The 17,315-nt window shown below is 69.0% G+C and carries 11 protein-coding genes; 7 read left to right on the forward strand and 4 right to left on the reverse strand.

The window, feature by feature from the left end; genetic code table 11:
* Nucleotides 1-675: 675 nt before the first annotated feature.
* The 3 genes from AA75_RS15550 to AA75_RS15560 form a co-directional block, all read right to left on the reverse strand.
* Nucleotides 676-3,411: a PAS domain-containing hybrid sensor histidine kinase/response regulator gene (locus AA75_RS15550; protein WP_051812487.1), complete on the reverse strand. Its 2,736-nt coding sequence runs from the start codon at nt 3,409-3,411 to the stop codon at nt 676-678.
* Nucleotides 3,408-4,586 (reverse strand): FIST signal transduction protein, encoded by a 1,179-nt coding sequence (locus tag AA75_RS15555; protein WP_033820615.1) that lies wholly within the window; start codon nt 4,584-4,586, stop codon nt 3,408-3,410. Before AA75_RS15555 ends, AA75_RS15550 begins: the two co-directional genes overlap by 4 nt.
* A 422-nt stretch (nt 4,587-5,008) precedes the next feature.
* Nucleotides 5,009-5,341, reverse strand: a complete 333-nt coding sequence (locus AA75_RS15560; RefSeq protein ID WP_033820616.1) for a hypothetical protein — start codon at nt 5,339-5,341, stop codon at nt 5,009-5,011.
* Nucleotides 5,342-6,024: 683 nt separating this feature from the next.
* Here AA75_RS15560 and AA75_RS15565 point away from each other — a divergent pair.
* From AA75_RS15565 to AA75_RS15595, 7 genes are all read left to right on the forward strand, one after another.
* Nucleotides 6,025-6,540: an SRPBCC family protein gene (locus AA75_RS15565; RefSeq protein WP_033820617.1), complete on the forward strand. Its 516-nt coding sequence runs from the start codon at nt 6,025-6,027 to the stop codon at nt 6,538-6,540.
* 126 nt (nt 6,541-6,666) lie between these two features.
* Nucleotides 6,667-8,091, forward strand: a complete 1,425-nt coding sequence (locus AA75_RS15570; RefSeq protein ID WP_149038162.1) for a DUF2079 domain-containing protein — start codon at nt 6,667-6,669, stop codon at nt 8,089-8,091.
* 147 nt (nt 8,092-8,238) lie between these two features.
* A complete protein-coding gene (locus AA75_RS15575) occupies nt 8,239-11,238 on the forward strand; it encodes a hypothetical protein (RefSeq protein ID WP_033820618.1) in 3,000 nt (999 codons plus the stop codon).
* 313 nt (nt 11,239-11,551) lie between these two features.
* The gene (locus AA75_RS15580; protein WP_033820619.1) at nt 11,552-12,748 is read left to right on the forward strand and encodes a fibronectin type III domain-containing protein; all 1,197 of its coding nucleotides are present in this window, start codon (nt 11,552-11,554) and stop codon (nt 12,746-12,748) included.
* A 44-nt stretch (nt 12,749-12,792) separates the two neighbouring features.
* The gene (locus AA75_RS15585) at nt 12,793-13,524 is read left to right on the forward strand and encodes a YoaK family protein (RefSeq protein WP_033820620.1); all 732 of its coding nucleotides are present in this window, start codon (nt 12,793-12,795) and stop codon (nt 13,522-13,524) included.
* Nucleotides 13,525-13,866: 342 nt separating this feature from the next.
* Nucleotides 13,867-14,946, forward strand: coding sequence for a DUF3048 domain-containing protein (locus AA75_RS15590; RefSeq protein WP_082526544.1), 1,080 nt, complete (start codon nt 13,867-13,869; stop codon nt 14,944-14,946).
* Nucleotides 14,947-15,259: 313 nt separating this feature from the next.
* Entirely contained in the window at nt 15,260-16,570 is a 1,311-nt protein-coding gene (locus AA75_RS15595; protein ID WP_359887851.1) for a N,N-dimethylformamidase beta subunit family domain-containing protein, read from the forward strand.
* A 455-nt stretch (nt 16,571-17,025) separates the two neighbouring features.
* On the opposite strand, the gene AA75_RS49370 is transcribed toward AA75_RS15595, so the two are convergent.
* On the reverse strand, nt 17,026-17,315 hold a 290-nt coding region (locus AA75_RS49370; RefSeq protein ID WP_158515507.1), incomplete at its 5' end, for a hypothetical protein.

Raw genomic sequence — 17,315 nt, forward strand, 5'->3', positions numbered from 1 at the left:
CGAGCAGGGAGGACCCGCTGGTCGGGTCGACGGCCGCCAGTAGCCCGGTCATCGGGGCCCCGGTGCGGCCGCGCGGCGAGGCGGGGACGGGGGGTTCGACCGGGGTCTCGGTGCGTGGTTCGGTTGGCTTTCGGGCGTCGTGCCGTGGGACTGCGGCGGGGGGCTATTCGTCGAGATCTTCGGGAATGTCAGGGGCATCGTCTCTGTGGTGTTCATCCATCGTGATTTCCGGTGTATCGGCTGTTGATGTGGGTGGATGCAGGAGTTGTCGCACAGCCTTCAGGGTCACACTGCCACTGCCCGGGAACACCACACGGCAGCGCAGCACACCGGGCGCTCATCGCTGCCCCTGCCTACGGTCCGGGTTCTGCTGAGGCATGTCCGGCGGCGCGGATGAGACGGTGGTGAACGTTCCGGGAGGCCGGGGTGACCAGCGCGCGCCTCTCCGTGGCGCCGCGATTCGACGTGGCCGTCCCCAGGAACACCGCCATCGCCGCACCGTCGGATCAACGAACCAGCTGGATCCGCAGTGAGATGGAATGTGATGTCCGATCCCGTTGTCTGCCTGGAAGCTTCTGCCCGTTCGGGTCGGGGTTCGGATCTGCGGTGCACGATGACCGGGCAGAGATCGAGTCGGAGACAGACGAGGAGTTCGCCCGCACCGAGGCCTCCGCCTTACGGAGGGCAACTGTCCGATGCGGTGCGGCCGGACAGTGGCCGGCACTCTCGCAGGGCGGAGGCCAGTTGGGCGACACGGATGGGTTTGGTGATGTAGTCGTCCATTCCGGCCTCCATGCAGAGTCTCCGGTCGCCCTCCATGGCGTTGGCGGTCATGGCGATGATCCGGGGACGTGGTGTGCCCGTGTGGGCGGCCACGATTCGCCGTGTCGCCTCCAGGCCGTCGAGGTTGGGCATCTGCACGTCCATGAGGATGACGTCGTACGGCTGTCGGTCGACGGCGGCGATGGCTTCCAGGCCGTCCGCTGCCGTGTCCGCGCGGTAGCCGAGCTTCTCGAGCAGTAGCAGTCCGAGCTTCTGGTTGACCTGGTTGTCCTCCACCAGCAGCACCTTCAGTGGCGGCCCGTCGAGCGGCACGATCTGGGCCTGCGGTCTGACGGGAAGATCCGAGACCGCCGTGCCGTGGATGGCGACCATCAGCGCGTCGAACAGCTGGGAGGCCTTGACCGGTTTGGCCATGACGGTCGCCCCGTGGAGTTCCGGGCTCAGCCGCAGTGTCGTGGAGTAGAGGATCAGCGCAAGGCCCGTGGTGTGAAGCTCGCGGATCTGCGCTTCCTCGCCGGTTCCGTCGGCGTCCGCGGCCGGGGTGTCGATGATCGCCACATCGAATGTCTCGCCCCGGTGCAGCCGTTCCAAGGCTTCACCGGGCGACTCGGCATCGATGATGTCGACGCCCCACGTCGTGAGTAGATGTCTCAGGATTCGTCTGCTCGCGTCATGGTGGCCGATGAGCAGGGCGTGCTTGTCCAGCAGCGGCGGTTGGACGCCGGCGAGCCGCCTCGTGTCGTTCGACGGCTCCGCGGCGCGGAGCGGGACGTGGAAGCTGAAGGTCGTACCTTCGCCGGGGACCCCGCTGCTCTCCACCCGGATGTCGCCACCCATCAGCGTGACCAGGCGTTTGCTGATCGCGAGTCCCAGGCCCGTTCCGCCGTATTTCCGGGTGGTGGAGGAGTCCACCTGGGAGAAGGACCTGAACAGACGGTCCATGCGGGCCGCCGGGATGCCGATGCCGGTGTCGCGCACCGCGAACTGGAGGAGGTGGCCGGCCGGGACGCCCTGGCCGTGGTGCCGCCGCGGGACACGGGTGACGGTCAGTAGGACCTCGCCCGCTTCGGTGAACTTCACCGAGTTCGACAGCAGGTTGAGCAGGACCTGGCGCACCCTCGTCACGTCGCCGACGATCTCCGGGGGGATGTCCTCGTCGATGAGGTAGGCGAGGTCGATCTGCTTCTCGCCGGCCTTCATGGCGACCAGGTCGAGCGCGCTCTCCACGCATTCGCGCAGGTTGAAGGGCGCGAGTTCGAGATCGAGCTTGCCGGATTCGATCTTGGTGTAGTCGAGGATGTCGTTGATGATCGTCAGCAGTGCCTCCGCACTGCCGCGGATGATCTCGGCGAACTCGCGTTGGTCCGTCGTGAGGTCCGTATTGAGGATCAGTCCCGTCATGCCGATGACTCCGTTCATCGGCGTGCGGATCTCGTGACTCATGGACGCCAGGAAGGCGCTCTTCGCCTCGTTGGCCGCCACCGCCTGTTCGCGCGCGGTCCGCAGTTCGCGGGTCCGCTCGGCGACCTCCTGCTCCAGTGTTCTGCTGTAGTCGGCCAGCAGCCGCTCGGCCTGCTTGCGCTCGGTGATGTCGCGGATGACCCCGTGGTAGGTCAGCGGCCCGCCGTCGCTCGCCGGTTCCGCGGTGGACGTCAGCAGGCAGTCCATCGTCACGCCGCCCGTGGTGGTCAGCCTGGCCTCGAAGTCCCTGACCGAGCCGTCCCGGGCCAGCTTCTCCTGGAACCGTCTGCGGTCCTCGGGATCGACGTAGCGCTCTCTGATGTCCGCGCCCGCCAGCTCCTCCCGGGTGTAGCCGAAGAGGTCGAGCATCGCCTGGTTGGCGTCCAGCAGCTCGCCTTCGGGGGTGCTGACGAAGTGCGCGTCGCGCGAGCTCTCGAAGAGCCGTCGGTACTTCCGTTCGTTCGCGCTCACCACCTGGTAGGACTGGACGTTGTTGATCGCGGAGGTCGCCTGGCTGGCCATGTTGGCCAGCCCCACGACGATGTCGGCGTCGGCGGTGATCCGGGTGTAGTACCGCGCGTCCTCACCGGCGTTGCCCACCGCGAGCATCCCGCTCGGGGACCGGGACTCCCCGCCCAGGGGGACGAGGGCGTACTCGCACATGTCGAGCATGCGTCCGAACTCGAGTTGGGGCTCCTCCGTGGAGGATGCCGGGCAGATCACCTGCTCGTCGTGGGACAGCACCGGTTCGAGGACCGGTGTCGCCACGGGGAGCCGCAGTCCGTGGATCTGCTGCTCGCCCGATGCCTCGTAGTAGCCGGCCGCCACCCGCACCACGAGTTCCGTCCCCTCGGACGTGCGGCGGAAGATGACGCACCTGCTGAAACCGAGCTCGTAGAGTGAGAAGTGCGCCACGAGGTCGAGGATGTCGCCGGTGTCGCTCGCGGCGTTGAGCCTCTTGCCCAGTTCGTAGAGCTGGCGGTAGAGACGGATCTGGTCGTCGAGGCGCTCCTGCGAGGTCCTCAGCCGCACCTCCGTGCGCAGCAGGTGTTTCACCTGCGCCCGCAGCTGCCGGTTCTCCTCCTCCAGGTCGGGCCGGGTGCCGAGGGTCTGTCCGGCCGAGGGCGAGGAACGGGATGCCCCGGCTGCCGCAGAGTCCTCGCTCACGAGCAGACCAGAGCGGCGAGGACGCAGGTGAAGTGGTGGAACCGGTTCTGCCCCGCGGTCGGGCAGAGTTCGCCGAAGGTGTAGAACCCGATCTTGGGGACGCTGGGGAGCTGGCTGTGCAGCCGCTTCAGGATCTGCCGGGTCTGACTCTCCGGTAGATAGTGCCGTCCCCGCCCGGCGCATTCGAACTGCATGATCAGATCAGGGGTGGCCGAGCCGAGCTCCGCATTGATGTATGCCGCGATCTGGTCGGCGTTCGAGGTCAGCAGGTCGATGTCCCTGCGCATCAGCCTGACGCGCGTCCCCTCGGGTGCCCGGACCGGGAGGTTGACCGTCCCCGCCTCCTTGTTCTGCGACAGGGCCACGTAGGGGACGTAGCCGTCGACGCCGTCCGCCACGGGGAAGCCGAACGGAAGGCTCACCACGACGGTCTGCCAGTCCGCGAGTTCGTCCGTGCCCACGTACTCCCCGTACACCTCGATCGCGGGCCTGCCGTCGATCTCCTTGACGGTCCGGCCCTCGGTGCTGGTCAACGTGAAGTCCAGGCCGACCGGCACGCACCCGTGGCCCAGTGCGGGCACGACCCGGGCGTCCCCCGACAGCATCGCCCAGCTGGCCGCGTCCTCGACCACCTCGCCGTCCAGGTACTGGAAGCTCCGCTCGTACAGGTTGTTGTCGCCGGCCGTGCCGCCGAGGATCGGGATCCGGTCGATGCCGTCCAGTTGCTCCTTGAGCCCGTCCAGCAGTTCGTCGACGGTCGAGGTCATGCCGTCGGGGAACAGGAAGAGCGCGCGGTCGTCGGGGCGCAGCGGGCCGATCTGGCGGCCCAGGGCGTGCCCGACGTCGCCCGAGCCCGTCTTGAGGCCGGGGGCGAGGCCGTGGCGGAAGGAGATGGAATCGGACTGCGCGAGCATCACCGCGACGCAGAAGTTCGATTCGTCGGGTTGGTCGCCGACGAGGATTCCCTCGGCGGAGCATCCTGCGAGCGGGGCGCGGTCGGCGGCCTCCCAGACCGCCTTGACGATCGCGCTCTGGTCGTATCCGACCGAGGCGAACAGGAAGACGAAGTCCGGTCTGTCGATGGAGCCGTTTCTCAGTGCCTGGCCGACGGCGTCCCGTGCCGCGGCGGCGGCGTCGCGGAGGTGGCTTGCACCGGTCCCGAATGTGGTGGTCACGGTCGGCCTCCCGGCATGGAGGCAACTGCCGTCGGTGGGGTGTTCCGCGGGTTCGGGCCGTGCGTGCCCGCGTCGGCGAGGGCGGTGGCCGGCTGCTGGTCCGCTTCCTGGGTTCGGCGGGCGCGCCGCCGATCGGCATTGCTGATTTTCATTTTCAGATAGCCTAAGCGCAGGGAACGTGGTGATCAATCCAAGAGGAGCCTATGAGGGGCTCGCCGTGGGGGGCAGGTGGGCTCGGCACGGGAAGAGGGAAGAAAGGTCTGCCCTTCAGATCCGTTGCCTTGCGGCGGTCGGGTGGGCCCCGAGCACACCGGGAGCCGCCTGCAGCCGCCCGCCCACCGGATCCGGAGGATGGTCCTCGGCACCACCTCCCGCCGACAACGACACCGCACCACCGGCCGCGGCGGAGCCGCAGGTCGAGCTCACGCGCGCCGTGGCGCGTCGGCCCCGAGAGGTCTTCCGATCACGTTGCGGAGCTGAACGGCGTGCCCGCGGGCGACGTGCTCCAGTGCGAACAGGTGAACCTCCCCGTCGGTGCCGGCGGACCACAGCCTGGTCCGCAGGTCGAGGACCGCCCACAGCTCCCGGCCCCGGTCGTCGGGTGGCAGCCGGAGCGGGATGAACCGCTCGGCTGGGTCGTCCGGGTCGACGTGGTCCCAGTCGGTGGTGCGGGATTCGCGGCGGGCCCGGTTCTGCGGATCGGCCTCGCTCGGTTCTGCGGCCGCCGACGGGGTGGCGGCGTACTCGGTGGGCATGGCTGTCTCCTGCGGTCTGCGCGTGGACGGATCGTTCGCCGAGGCGGTGCGGGTACATCGTCGACCCACGACCGGGACATCTGAACAGCCATAAAGGAATCTTCAGGGACTCTTCAAGGACCCAGCAGGCAGCCGTGTAGCGCGGGCCCGGTACCCACGACACGGCAGGGGGCTTGACGTCGGCCGTCGCGTCGGCGCCCAGGACATCGTGCCGGTACCGCGCCCCTGCGGGGGCCAGGCGGGCCCGTACCGAGCCGACCGGCGCCCCGGACCCCGGACGGCCGCCCACTCAGAGGGGGGCGCTGTGGGGCGGCCGCCGGGTCGGTGGCCTGCTGCCACCCGCTCCGCCCGCCATCCCCAGCACGGCGGAGCCCGGCCTCCATGACAGCATGTCGACGCCGCACGGGAATTGCCCGCCCGGCACGCCTGTCGTCCGTGGATCCCACCCCGACGGGCCGCGCTCTCGGGCAGTCGGCTCCCCTCCGCCCCCTCACTGGTTCCACTCCCGGCCCTCTCCCCGAAGCCCCACCCGCTGAGGTCGCACCAGGGTCGGCAGGGCTGTCTGAAGGGTTGCCCGGACGTTCTCTGCCCGCCGGTCCCGCCGGCTCTACGGTCGATCCCATGGACTCCGAGCGGCCGCGCCGCTGCCGCTCGGACGATGCGATCGAACGGATCGAGACCGCATGCCCGCCATCACCGCACAAGTCTTCGTCCAGGCACCGTTGCAGAACGTCTTCGCTTTCCTGGCCAACGCCCGGAACCTGCCGCTGTGGAGCAGCGCGGTGATCGAGGTCGACGGGGCCGACGTGGTGCCGGCGTACGGGGCCGTCTACCGCTACCGGTTTCCCGGCCGGCATCACGACAGTCGGCTGCTGTGCAGCGCCGCGAGCCGTCCGTACGAGGTGGCCTTCCGGGGCGGACGGATGTGGACTCCGCTGGGGTGGCAGATTCCCGAGCTCGTTTTCCATCTCTGTGACGAGGCCGACGGCGTGAGGGTGGAGATCGAGGTCGTCTCCCGGCTCGGCGGTGCGATGCTGCTGTTCTGGCCGCACCTTGCGGTGGCCTGGCGCCGTGACCTCCGCAGGGATGCGTGCCGGCTGGCCGCCGTGCTGGCGGGCCAGGACCCGGAGGGTGAGAACGGTGCCGTCGAGGTCGTCACGCATGTCCGCAGGCCGGGAGAGCGGCGCCGGGTCCGCTAGCGGCGGTTGCCGCTCGGCCCGCTTCGCGGCCCGCATGGGCACCCGACATGCGCTCGACCGGACCACCGTGGCAACTGTCGCCCGTACCGCGGGCGGTGCCCCTTGTACACGTCCGAGAAGACCGCGATGCTCTCACGCACCCCAGCTCTCCGCCGCCTCCCCCAGCGTCTCGTTCCGGCCGGGGCCGTGCCGCACCTTCTCCTCGGGCTGCTGTTCTTCGTCGTCTACGCCGTGATCGGCGTCATCCGCCACGTGCGCTACGCCTCGATGTCCTGGGACTTGGCGATCTTCGTCCAGGAGGTACGGCAGTACGCGTCACTCCACGCACCGGTCGTCAGTGTCAAGGGCCCCGGTTACAACATCCTGGGCGACCACTTCAGCCCGGTCCTGGCCTTGCTCGCCCCGGCATACCGGGTCTTCCCGACCCCCGTGACGCTTCTGGTGGCCCAGGCGGCGCTGTTCGCGAGCTCGATCCCGATCGTCTCGAGCACGGCGGCCGCTTTCGTGTCCCGTTCGAAGAGCCTTGCGGTGGGTGTCGCGTACGGCCTCTCCTGGGGGCTGCAGCGGGGCGTGGACTTCGACTTCCACGAAATATGCTTCGCGGTGCCGCTGTCGGCCCTCGCGCTGCGCAACATCATCCTGCGGAGGTGGTACCGGGCTGCGGCCTGGGCGGCGGCGCTGGTGCTGGTCAAAGAGGACATGGGGATGACGGTCGTCGCGATCGCCCTCGTACTCATCCTGCTGCGGCAGTATGCGCTCGGGGCGGTCCTGGCCGCTTTCGGCACGGGCATGCTGATCCTGACCGTGAAGGTGGTGATCCCTCATTTCAACCCGAACGGGCACTATGACTACGCGTCGAAGCTCCGGGGTGGTTCGTCGACCGGTGCGCCGCTGGACCTGGTGCACGGCTTCCTCTTCACCGAGATCAAACTCCAGACGCTGGGGTACCTGCTGCTGATCACCGCCTTCCTGGCGTTGCGGTCACCGCTCGTCCTGGTCGCGGTGCCGACGTTGCTGTGGCGCTTCGCCTCGTCCGACAGTGCCTACTGGGGCATGGACTGGCACTACAACGCGGTGCTGATGCCGGTCCTCTTCCTCGCCCTGATCGATGCCGTCCGCCGGTGCGAGGCGTACCCGACACCGGTCTGGCTGCGTGCGTATGCCACCCAGGCCGTCGTCCCGGCGGTCACGGCCATCTCGCTGGTTCTCTGTCCGGCCATGGGGCTTCCGGTCGCCGGGCTGTTCATGCCGTCGACCTACGCCAGGAACGCCGGGCGGCTGACGGCGCTGCGGACCGCGGTCGCAACCGTCCCGGACGGGGCCACGGTCGAGGCCAACGTCCCGCTGCTGGCTCATCTCGCTCCACGCACCACTCCGTTCTGGATCGGTACGGCGGTCGGCGCGCCTCGGTACGTGGCGCTGGACCTGTCGACCGGGTGGTCGGATCCCCCGGAGAGTGCGGCCGGCTACGGCGAGTCGCTCCATCCGGGCGTCCGGTACGCGGTCGTCTTCGACGAGCAGCACGTCCAGGTCGCGAAGCGCGTCGATTGACCCGGCCGGGTGCCCGCTGCGCGGGTGCGGTGTGCCACGGCTCGGATGTCCTGCCCGAAAGGCTTCCCCTTCCGGGCTGGTGGACGGTCTCGGGGAACGACGACTGTTGGTGGGCGGTCTTGAGAACTGTTCACGGGAGAAGTGGTCATGCCGGCTCCAACTTGGGTCACTCCGGGGACCGACCTCGACTTCGTCCGGGACAAGCGGCCACGGGACCTTCGCGACCTCCTGAAGAAGGGGAAGCCCTGGACCACCCTTTTCGTCACGTGGTACGCGTCGTACGTCCAGGGGGACCGAACTGCGCTCCAACGCTGGGCGGACGTGGTCAAGGCCCACCAGGCCGGGGGCGGGCGTACCGGCGGAATCCCTTCTCAGCTCCGGACGGACTTCGACCTCCTGATCTCACTGCAGTTCTTCGGCGCATGTGCGGATGTGCGGGCGTGGCTCGAGGAACAGCGGGATGTGGCGCGGCGGACGGCGCCGCGCGGAGCTTCGTCGAAGCAGATCCGCGAGATCCGGAAGGCGAACGAGGCCAGGTCGATCGCGGAGGCGAAGTCCGCGGACTGGGAGGGCGACGCTTCAGGGGCCGTCTCCGAGGCGACCCTGGCCGCGCTGGAATCGTTGATCGCTGCCAACACCCGCGCGGTGACGCCGAAGGTGGCGGCCCTCCTCGAAAGCTATGAGAAGGGCTACTGGGAGGGCCGCGAGGAGCTGCTGAGCCGGCTCAAGGCCGCCTACACGCCCACGATGAGTGCCCAGTCGCGACTGCGGGACGCCTGCTTCGAGATGCGCCGGGCGCTGAGCCCGGCCGGCCGCGTGCCGGACGAGAAGAAGAGTGAGCGGCGTCAGGAGGTGCTGGCCCAGTGGACCGCCTACACGGAGGCGTACGAGAGGTTCGGGGAGCAGTTGCTCGCATCGAACAAAGCACTCGTACGGTGGGCCGTGAAAGACACGGCCGAGAAGATCGAGAAGAACTTCGCCGCCCGGCATCCGGGCGTGGCCGCCGCACAGTTCTCGATCAACCTGACGGTCACCGCTCTGAGCGCCGTGATCCAGAACCTCGGCCTGGTCGCCGGGGCCGCGACCTTGAACCCTGTGGTCGCCGCTTCGGCCACCGCCCTGGCGACCGGGCTCACCGCCGTTCACGATGGTGTCCAGCGCCTGACGACGTCGAAGATCGCGCGGGCCGACGCCGAGAACCTGGACACCGTGCTGGAGCACGTCGGTATGGAGTACCGCCACCCGGCCGGCGGCGAGGTCCGGGCCAAGGTGGCGGAGGAGGCCGATTACCTCTCCAACGTCGTAGGACAGACGATCGCCCCGGCCCTGGAGTGGGCGGCTGCCAACGCGAACAGCCCGGCCGGCACGGCCGCGCAGCTGGTGCCGGTCGCAGGTCTGTTGTGGCGGGTGGGAGGGCTCGCGGTGATGCTCGACGGGCTCGTGAACCCGAAGGTCCTCGCGAAGACCCGGGACCGGGAGGCCCTGCACAAGCTGGTCACCGATGCGATCAGCAATCTGAAGGGACCGACACTGCCGACGGAGATGCGGGTGCTCCGGGTGGATCCCGCCAGCGGTGTGGCCGATGTGGTTGTGGACGGAACTCCGGGGATCCTGAAGAACGGCCGGTTCCATCCGGAGAGCCGTCTGGAGGCCCTGGCGGAGGCCGTTCGGAGCTGGCGGAAAGCGAGGAGGGGGGATGTCTTCGTCAGTTTCTCCGCCACGGATGGGACGATCACGGACCTGCGGAGACTGACGCTCCTTGTGGGCCACGATCTCGCCACGTTCGAGACGGTACAGGACGGCCTCACGATAATGAGCGAGGATGATCATGCATTCTGGTGTTCTGCCCGCGCCTCCGGGCTGGGTCTCAGCAGAAGCGTCGGCCGTGATCTCTGGAACGTTGAATTCAAGCTCAGCCATGAAGGCCGCGCCAGCAGCAAGAACGTGCGGAAGACCTTCTCCCGCCTGCTCCTCTACTCGCGGGACAGCTCCAAGGCGGAGATATACACCGAGCACAAGGAGTCTGCCGGGATCCTCCTCGACATCATGAAACGAGATCCCGGGTTCGACTGCCTGCTGGCCTACCAGGAAATCTTCGAACTGCCGGACGGAAGATTCACCGTGGATTCCGGCGGGGTTGTTTCGGCACCGGACGGCGAGCCACTGATAAGCGTGGCAGATCTGGAGGAGAGGGGCAGGGAGGCGCTGGGGTTCAGGCAGTATTTCAACGACCTCCTGGAGCGGATGGAGGAGGGAGAAATAGTCGACATCGACAATCTGAACCTCCCCCCTCGCCTGCCGGAGGCATACGCTAGGAAGCTCGCCCTCTGGCGGAGAGTCTTCGATCACTTTTACGCCGCTCAGGCCTCCGCCAGCAGCGACACAGGCACTTTCGAGGCGATTCAGCACGGGCTCGCCGAGCTCGTATTCCCATCGGAGTGGCAGCATAAGTATTACAAGCTATGCGAAATCCATGGACTGTCCGATGGATATCTCCGGATCAACTCGCTTGTCGCCGACGCCCTCTCGGTACTGACCTCCCTGAATCGGAATGAGATCCCCTCCGCGGATCGACTGGCCCGACTCTGCCGGTTCAGTCCGGACGAATGGGACTGGCTGAACGCGGCGAAGAACATTCCGGGCCTTCCGGACTTTCCAGATTTTTCGAAGGTCCGGTCCAGCCTCCTCGGAGCCCGAATCGACCTCCTCGAAGATGCGGTCGAAAAGTTGCAATCCGGCGAGATTGTTAAAATTCCGGATTTCCCGGACGGGATACCGCCCGAGTATGCACAAATAGTCGACTACTGGAAGCAGGTGATCGGAAGGGTCCGGCACGCCGAGGAGGCGCTGGAGTCGGAACGGGGCCGGTGGGCTCTCTACGAGTCCGCACAGGGCAGCCTTGCGGCATACGGCGACGATTTCCTGAAACTGATCATGTCGAAGCAGCAGTTGATGGACGCAATGGCCGAGGTGGCGACCATTTTCGACAATCTCGGATCCGCCGCATCTGCCCGGCAGGACAACAAGGACATTCCGGACTCCCTGGCCGACGAACTGACCCAGCTCACCGCAGAGGATTGGGCGGAGGCGTGCACGGCGGACGACCGGTTCACGGCGGTTCGACGAGTTCTGCTCCCTCCTGGCTGACGCGCCTTTTCCCACGGCCACCACCCGAGAAGCAAGGTTCTCTGCCCGTCGGCCGAGACGAACGTGCAGGGCACCGGTGCGGGGCCGGGTCACGCTGAGAGTCCGGTGTTCGGCCGCTGGGCCGGGCAACTCACTCGGCTCGGAAACGGTGGTTCACATGGACCCGGCAACGTCATCGTCCGGATCGGGCTTCTTCTCCGAGGGCAGCGGGCAGCAGTGCCGCACCGCTCCGGGAAGGCCGCCCGGGAAAGACCAGGGCCGTGGACGGCCGGCTCTCAGGCCGACGGCGATCGCCGGCCTACTCGCACTGCCGGTGGCCCTGCTGTCCGCCGCTGCCGCTCCCGCCGCCCACGCGGCCGATCAACCGGCCCAGGGCGGCGCCCCCGTCTATGTCTCGGACCCCAATGGCAGCCGGATCGTGAAGGTCGGCCCGGACGGGACCGTCACCTCCGTTCCGGTGACCGCGAACTGCCCGGCCGGAACCCCGCCGGAGCGGGCCAAGGTGGATCCCAGCAAGATCGCGGTGGACGCCGCCGGAAACCTCTACGTCGCCAACTACTACGCCTACACCGTCATGAAGATCACCCCGAGCGGGTCCAGCAGCATCATCGCGGGAGACCGGGACTGCGACCCGGCCACGCCGCCCGCCGACTCGCTGCAGTCCCCCAACGGTGTCGCCGTGGACGCCACCGGCACGGTCTACGTCGTCGACACGAACGGCAGCGCGCTCTGGAAGATCGACACCGGCGGAACCGTGAGCAAGATCGCCAGTGTGGCTGCCCAAGCCGGCGCCGTCCTCGACGGACAGGGCAACCTCTACACCATCGCTTCGAACGCGCTGGTGAAGGTCTCACTCGCCAACGGCACGTCACAGGTCATCACTCAGTTCGCCCCGAATCCGAACGATCCCCTCGACCGGCCTGTCGATCTCGCGATGGGCCCGGACGGAAGCTTCTACGCGCCCTTCTACCACGACAATCGCGTGGTCAGGTTCAAGGACGGGCAGCAGAGCACCATCACGACCGGGACCAATCCGATCTCCGTCGCCGTGGACGATGCCGGAAGTCTCTACGTGGGCCGCGAGGGAGGAACCGTGATGAAAGCGCCCGCCGGCTGCACGACCGTCGCCTGCGAGGTGGACATCAACTCCAAGGTCGGCAACCCCGGAGGAATCGCCCTACCACCTTCCCCCCACGCACCCACGGACGTCCGCACCAATCCAGGACCCACCCGGGCCGTCGTCACCTTCACTCCCAGCAACTCCCCCTCCGTCACCGGCTACACCGTGACCGCGACTCCCACCAGGGGAACCGGAACCGCTGTAACGGCTCAGGGGACGGGCTCCCCCATCACCGTCACCGGGCTGAAGCTCGGGACCACCTACGACTTCACCGTCACGGCCACGAACGGCGCAGGTGTCACCAGCCCTCCCGCGAAGGCCACCAAGGTGTCGAACGGGATCTGGGACGCCATCATCGCGCTCCTGAAGAAGTTCGGCCTGCTCCGGTAGCGGCCCGGCACGGGGCCGGCCGGGCAAGAGGACGAGGGTGATCGGTGGCATCGGTCTGGGAAGAGATACGGGAGACGGTGGCCCCCCGGCCCGGCAGCCGGCACGGCCCGCTCCCTCCGCTGCTCCTCGCGCTGACCGTGGTCGGCGGCCTGGTCGACGCGGTGAGCTTCCTGGGTCTCGGACACGTCTTCGTGGCCAACGTGACCGGAAGCGTGGTGGTCGTCGGCTTCGCGGCGGCCGGCGCCAAGGGCTTCTCCGTCAGCTCCTCGCTCGTATCCCTCACCGCCTTCCTCGTGGGCGCGGCTCTGGGCGGGCGGATCGGACGGAGACTGCCGCACCGCGGCCGGGTCCTGCTCGCCGCCCTCTCGGTGCAGACTGCCCTGTTCGGCTCCGCCTCGGCCGTGTCGGCCTGGATCGGCACGGCTCACCATCCGGCCGGGCGGTACACGATCCTTGCGCTTCTCGCCCTCGCCATGGGGTTGCAGAACGCCGCCGTGCGGCTGCTCGCCGTACCGGACCTGACCACGACGGCCATCACCATGACCCTCGTCGGCCTCGCCGCGGACGGCCCGCTGGGCGCAGGAGGCCCGATGCGGGCGGGCCCCCGCCTGCTCTCCGCCACCGCCCTGCTGTCCGGCGCCTTCGCGGGTGGTTTCCTCGTCCTGCGCCACGGTGTCACCACCGGCATGACGGTGATGTCCGTGGTGGCCGCCCTCACGGTCGTCGCGGTGGCGGCCGCCGCCAGGCACCCGGGTGTCTGGGCAGATCGGCCGTGACGCCGAACGGGCCCCGGCTCCGTTGTTCTCCGGTCCCTGCGCACTCCATCTGACGGATCATCACATCCTGCCGCTCCGCGACCGCACCACATCAACGGTCCTTCGGCCGTACACGCGTGGCGAGCGACTCCCCGACCGAACGTGCGCCGCCCCGTCCCGGGCCGTCGGCCCGCCTCCATACCGGGGGCAAGGCGCCAGGGCCGGGAGCGTGCCCAACCGGGCACTCTCCCGGCCCCCGAGGCGAGCGACAGTCCGAAGAGGGGCTGCAACCGCCCCGCAGCCGGCGGAACGCGCAGGAGAGCGCGCGTGCGACGAGAGGGTGCCCCTCGGCGCCGGCGGCCCATGGCGAATGTGGAGGTCCGGTTCCGGATGATGAACGTAGTACGAGCCGCCCAGGAGCGCTGGCGGTCCAGTTCACGACGGGTGAAGGCCGGGGTCATCGCCGCGGCCGTGGCTGTCGCCGGCACCGCGATCGCCGTCCCGCTCGCCCAGGCCGGCGGCTCCAAGGCCGTCCGGCCGGTCGCCGCCTCCGGCCCCAGCCCCAACGCCGGTCCCGCCACGCCGACGGCTCCTCCCGCCACGGACTCGGGGCTCTCACCTCTGACCGGCCTCCCCGGAGGAGGCGGGCACCTGCTTGCAGTGAAGATAGACAACGTGGGGCAGGCGCAGTACCAGCAGGCCGGTCTGAACTCCGCCGACGTCGTCTACGCGATTCAGGTCGAGGGTGGCCTGAGCCGGTACCTCGCGGTCTTCGACAGTGAGCACGCACCGGCGAGCGTGGGGCCGGTGCGCAGCGCCCGGCAGTCGGACATCCCCCTGCTGGCGGCGTACGGCAAGGTGGGGCTGGCCTACAGCGGTGCGATCTCCGGGCTGCGTCCCGATCTGGCGCAGGCGAACCTCCAGGGCATCACGCCGAGCAGCGGCCTGTTCAGCCGGGGCGGATCGTCACCGACCTTCATCCGGCCGGCGAGCGTCTTCTCGGCGTACCCGGACCTGGCGCAGGCCAAGAACGTCGGCTTCACCTTCGGCGATGCTCCCGGCGGGGGCGTCCCTGCGGCCACGGCATCGGCCCGCATGCCGGCCGCGTCGTTCACGTTCACGGCTTCCGGTGCCTCCTGGCTGGTGTCGGTGGACGGCCACCCTGCGAACACGACCGACCAGGGACGCGCCACGACCTCGAACGTGATCGTGCAGCACGTCCCGGTCGTGCCGGGGAAGTACACCGACCACAACGCGGGCAGGCCCGACAACGAGGTGTTCTCGCAGACCACCGGCGAGGGCAGCGCCGACTTCTACCGCGACGGCCAGGTCTGGCACGGCAAGTGGTCCAAGTCCGATGACTCCGCCCCCACGCAGTACACGGTCGGCGGTGCTCCGATGCCGCTCAAGACGGGTCGTACCTGGATCGTGCTGGCTCCCTGAGCCACCGTCGCGGCATCGACACACCGGCGGGCCGGGCGCGGTCCCGGGGCCCGTCCTGGAGATCGTTAGGATGAAGCGCGTGACGGGTGGCGGTTGCTCACGGCGTTGGTTTCTCGGCCTGGGAGTCGGGGCGGCCGTCGCGCTGAGCGATTGCAGTGGGCCCGCGGCGGGGCCCGGCGGGCCGTCCTCGTCGCAGGCCGGGACGCAGACGGGCCCGAGCCCTACCGCGACTGAGAATGCGAAGGCCGGGGCGGCGGATTGGCGGATCACCGGTGCGGGGCCGGAGCGGGCCATCGAGGGCTTCGCGGACCGGGTGAGCGTTCTGCCCGGCGAGACGTTCGGGCTGTACGTCTCGACGACCGCCCCCGGGTTCCGGATCACCGCCTACCGGATGGGCTGGTACGGGGGCTCCAGGGCCCGGGCGGTCTGGCAGTCCCCGTGGTTACCCGGCGCGAAGCAGACTCCTGCCACGGTGGAGGCGGGTACCCGGATGGTCCGGACCGACTGGACCCGCTCCACGCTCGTGGACAGCACCGGCTGGCCGGAGGGCAGCTACCTGCTGCGGCTGGACGCGGACGGCGGGGCCGGTCAGCGGTACGTCCCGATGACCGTCCGCTCCCGGTCCGTCCGTGGCCGGACCGTCGTCGTCAACGCCGTCGCCACCTGGCAGGCGTACAACCTCTGGGGCGGCTACAACCTCTACCAGGGGCCGTCCGGCGGGTTGTCGACCCGGTCCCTTCAGGTCGGCTTCGACCGTCCCTACCGGTACGACGACGGGGCCGGGCTGTTCCTGGTGTACGAGGCCCCCGTGATCGCCCTCGCCGAGCAGCTGGGCATCCCGCTGGCCTACACCACCGGAGTCGACCTGGCCGCCGACCCGGTGCTGCTCGACGGGGCGAGTGCCGTGCTGTCCCTCGGCCATGACGAGTACTGGTCTCCGGAACAGCGGAAACACGCCGCTGCCGCGCGGGATGCGGGGACGAATCTGGCGTTCCTGGGGGCCAACTGTTCCTTTCGTCGTGTCCGTTTCGAATCGTCCGGGCTCGGGCCGGACCGGATCGTGGTGTGCTACAAGGGGTCCTGGCAGCGGGATCCGGGGTACCGGGCGGGCCGTGGGCCCGCGACCACCGATTTCCGTGCGCCGCCCGGCGCCGATCCGGAGAGTTCGCTGCTCGGTGTGCTCTACGACGGTTACCCGGTGGACGCCCCGTACGTCGTGACCAACCCGGGCCACTGGCTGTACGAGGGCACCGGGGTCGGGGCCGGTGACGGTTTCCCGCACCTGGTCGGGGTCGAGTACGACCGGGTGAACACCGCATACCCCACGCCCCGGCCGCTGGAGATCCTGTCGCACTCGCCGGTGGTCTGCGCCGGCCGCAGCAGTTTCGCCGACAGTTCCTACTACTCGACGAGCAGTGGTGCCGGGGTGTTCGCCACCGGGACGATGCGGTGGGTGGAGTCGTTGGACGCCGGCGGGCAGGGCGGCGACCACGGTATGGACGCGAGGACCGGGGCTTTCACCCGCAGGGTGACCGAGAATCTGCTGCGGGCTTTCGCCGCAGGCCCGTGCGGCCGTGGCCGTCCTGCCGCGGACAACGTCGGGGCCGTCTACGGCCGGAGCTGACCCGGGGTCTCCGTGTTCAGGTGCCCTTGTGGGAAACCTCGCCGTGCCCGAGGGTGCCGGGCGGGTTCTCCCCGGGGGACTTGCTGGTGGCCCCAAGGGGATCGACGACCAGGGTCCGATCCCTCCGAATTTCATCAATCTTGCTATTGGTAAACACATTTGACGAACAGTCATCTCTGTTCTCGGTGCGGATGGGGGATGATCCCGCCGGACTAGCATCGGGATTCTGTCCTGGTCGCTGCTACGTCCCGACGTAGCGGCCCCCCACCTAGGAGGATCCCGATGGCACCGCCACTGCACAGCGCATGGCTCAAACTGCAAGGCGCGTGCTTGGCCCGCCGCCATGTCACGAACCTTGTCCTCATCACGGGAGTCGCGGCGGGCACCGTGGCCGTCATGCTGTCTCCCATCGGCCAGCGGACCACCTCCGACCACCCGACGACCGTCTCCGCCGGTCAGGTCGCCTCACAGAGCGCCAGGAGCACCCCCAGCGCGAGCGCCACCTCCCCCGCCGGCATCCCTCCGGCCGCTACCACGGCTCCCCCGGCCGCCCCGGCGCCCTCGTCGACCTCGGCGTCCGCTTCCAAGAAGGCGAAGGCGTCGCCCTCCCCCACGCGTAAGGCGAAGCCGTCCTCCTCGGCCCCCTCGTCCAAGGCGCCGACGTCCTCACCCCCGGTGCAGGAGGCCGCCCCCAGCACGTCTCCCGCGCAGGAGCCCGACCCGACCACGGCCCCGGCGCAGGAGC

The sequence above is a fragment of the Kitasatospora sp. MBT63 genome, from assembly GCF_000710465.2.
Classification (GTDB): Bacteria; Actinomycetota; Actinomycetes; order Streptomycetales; family Streptomycetaceae; genus Kitasatospora.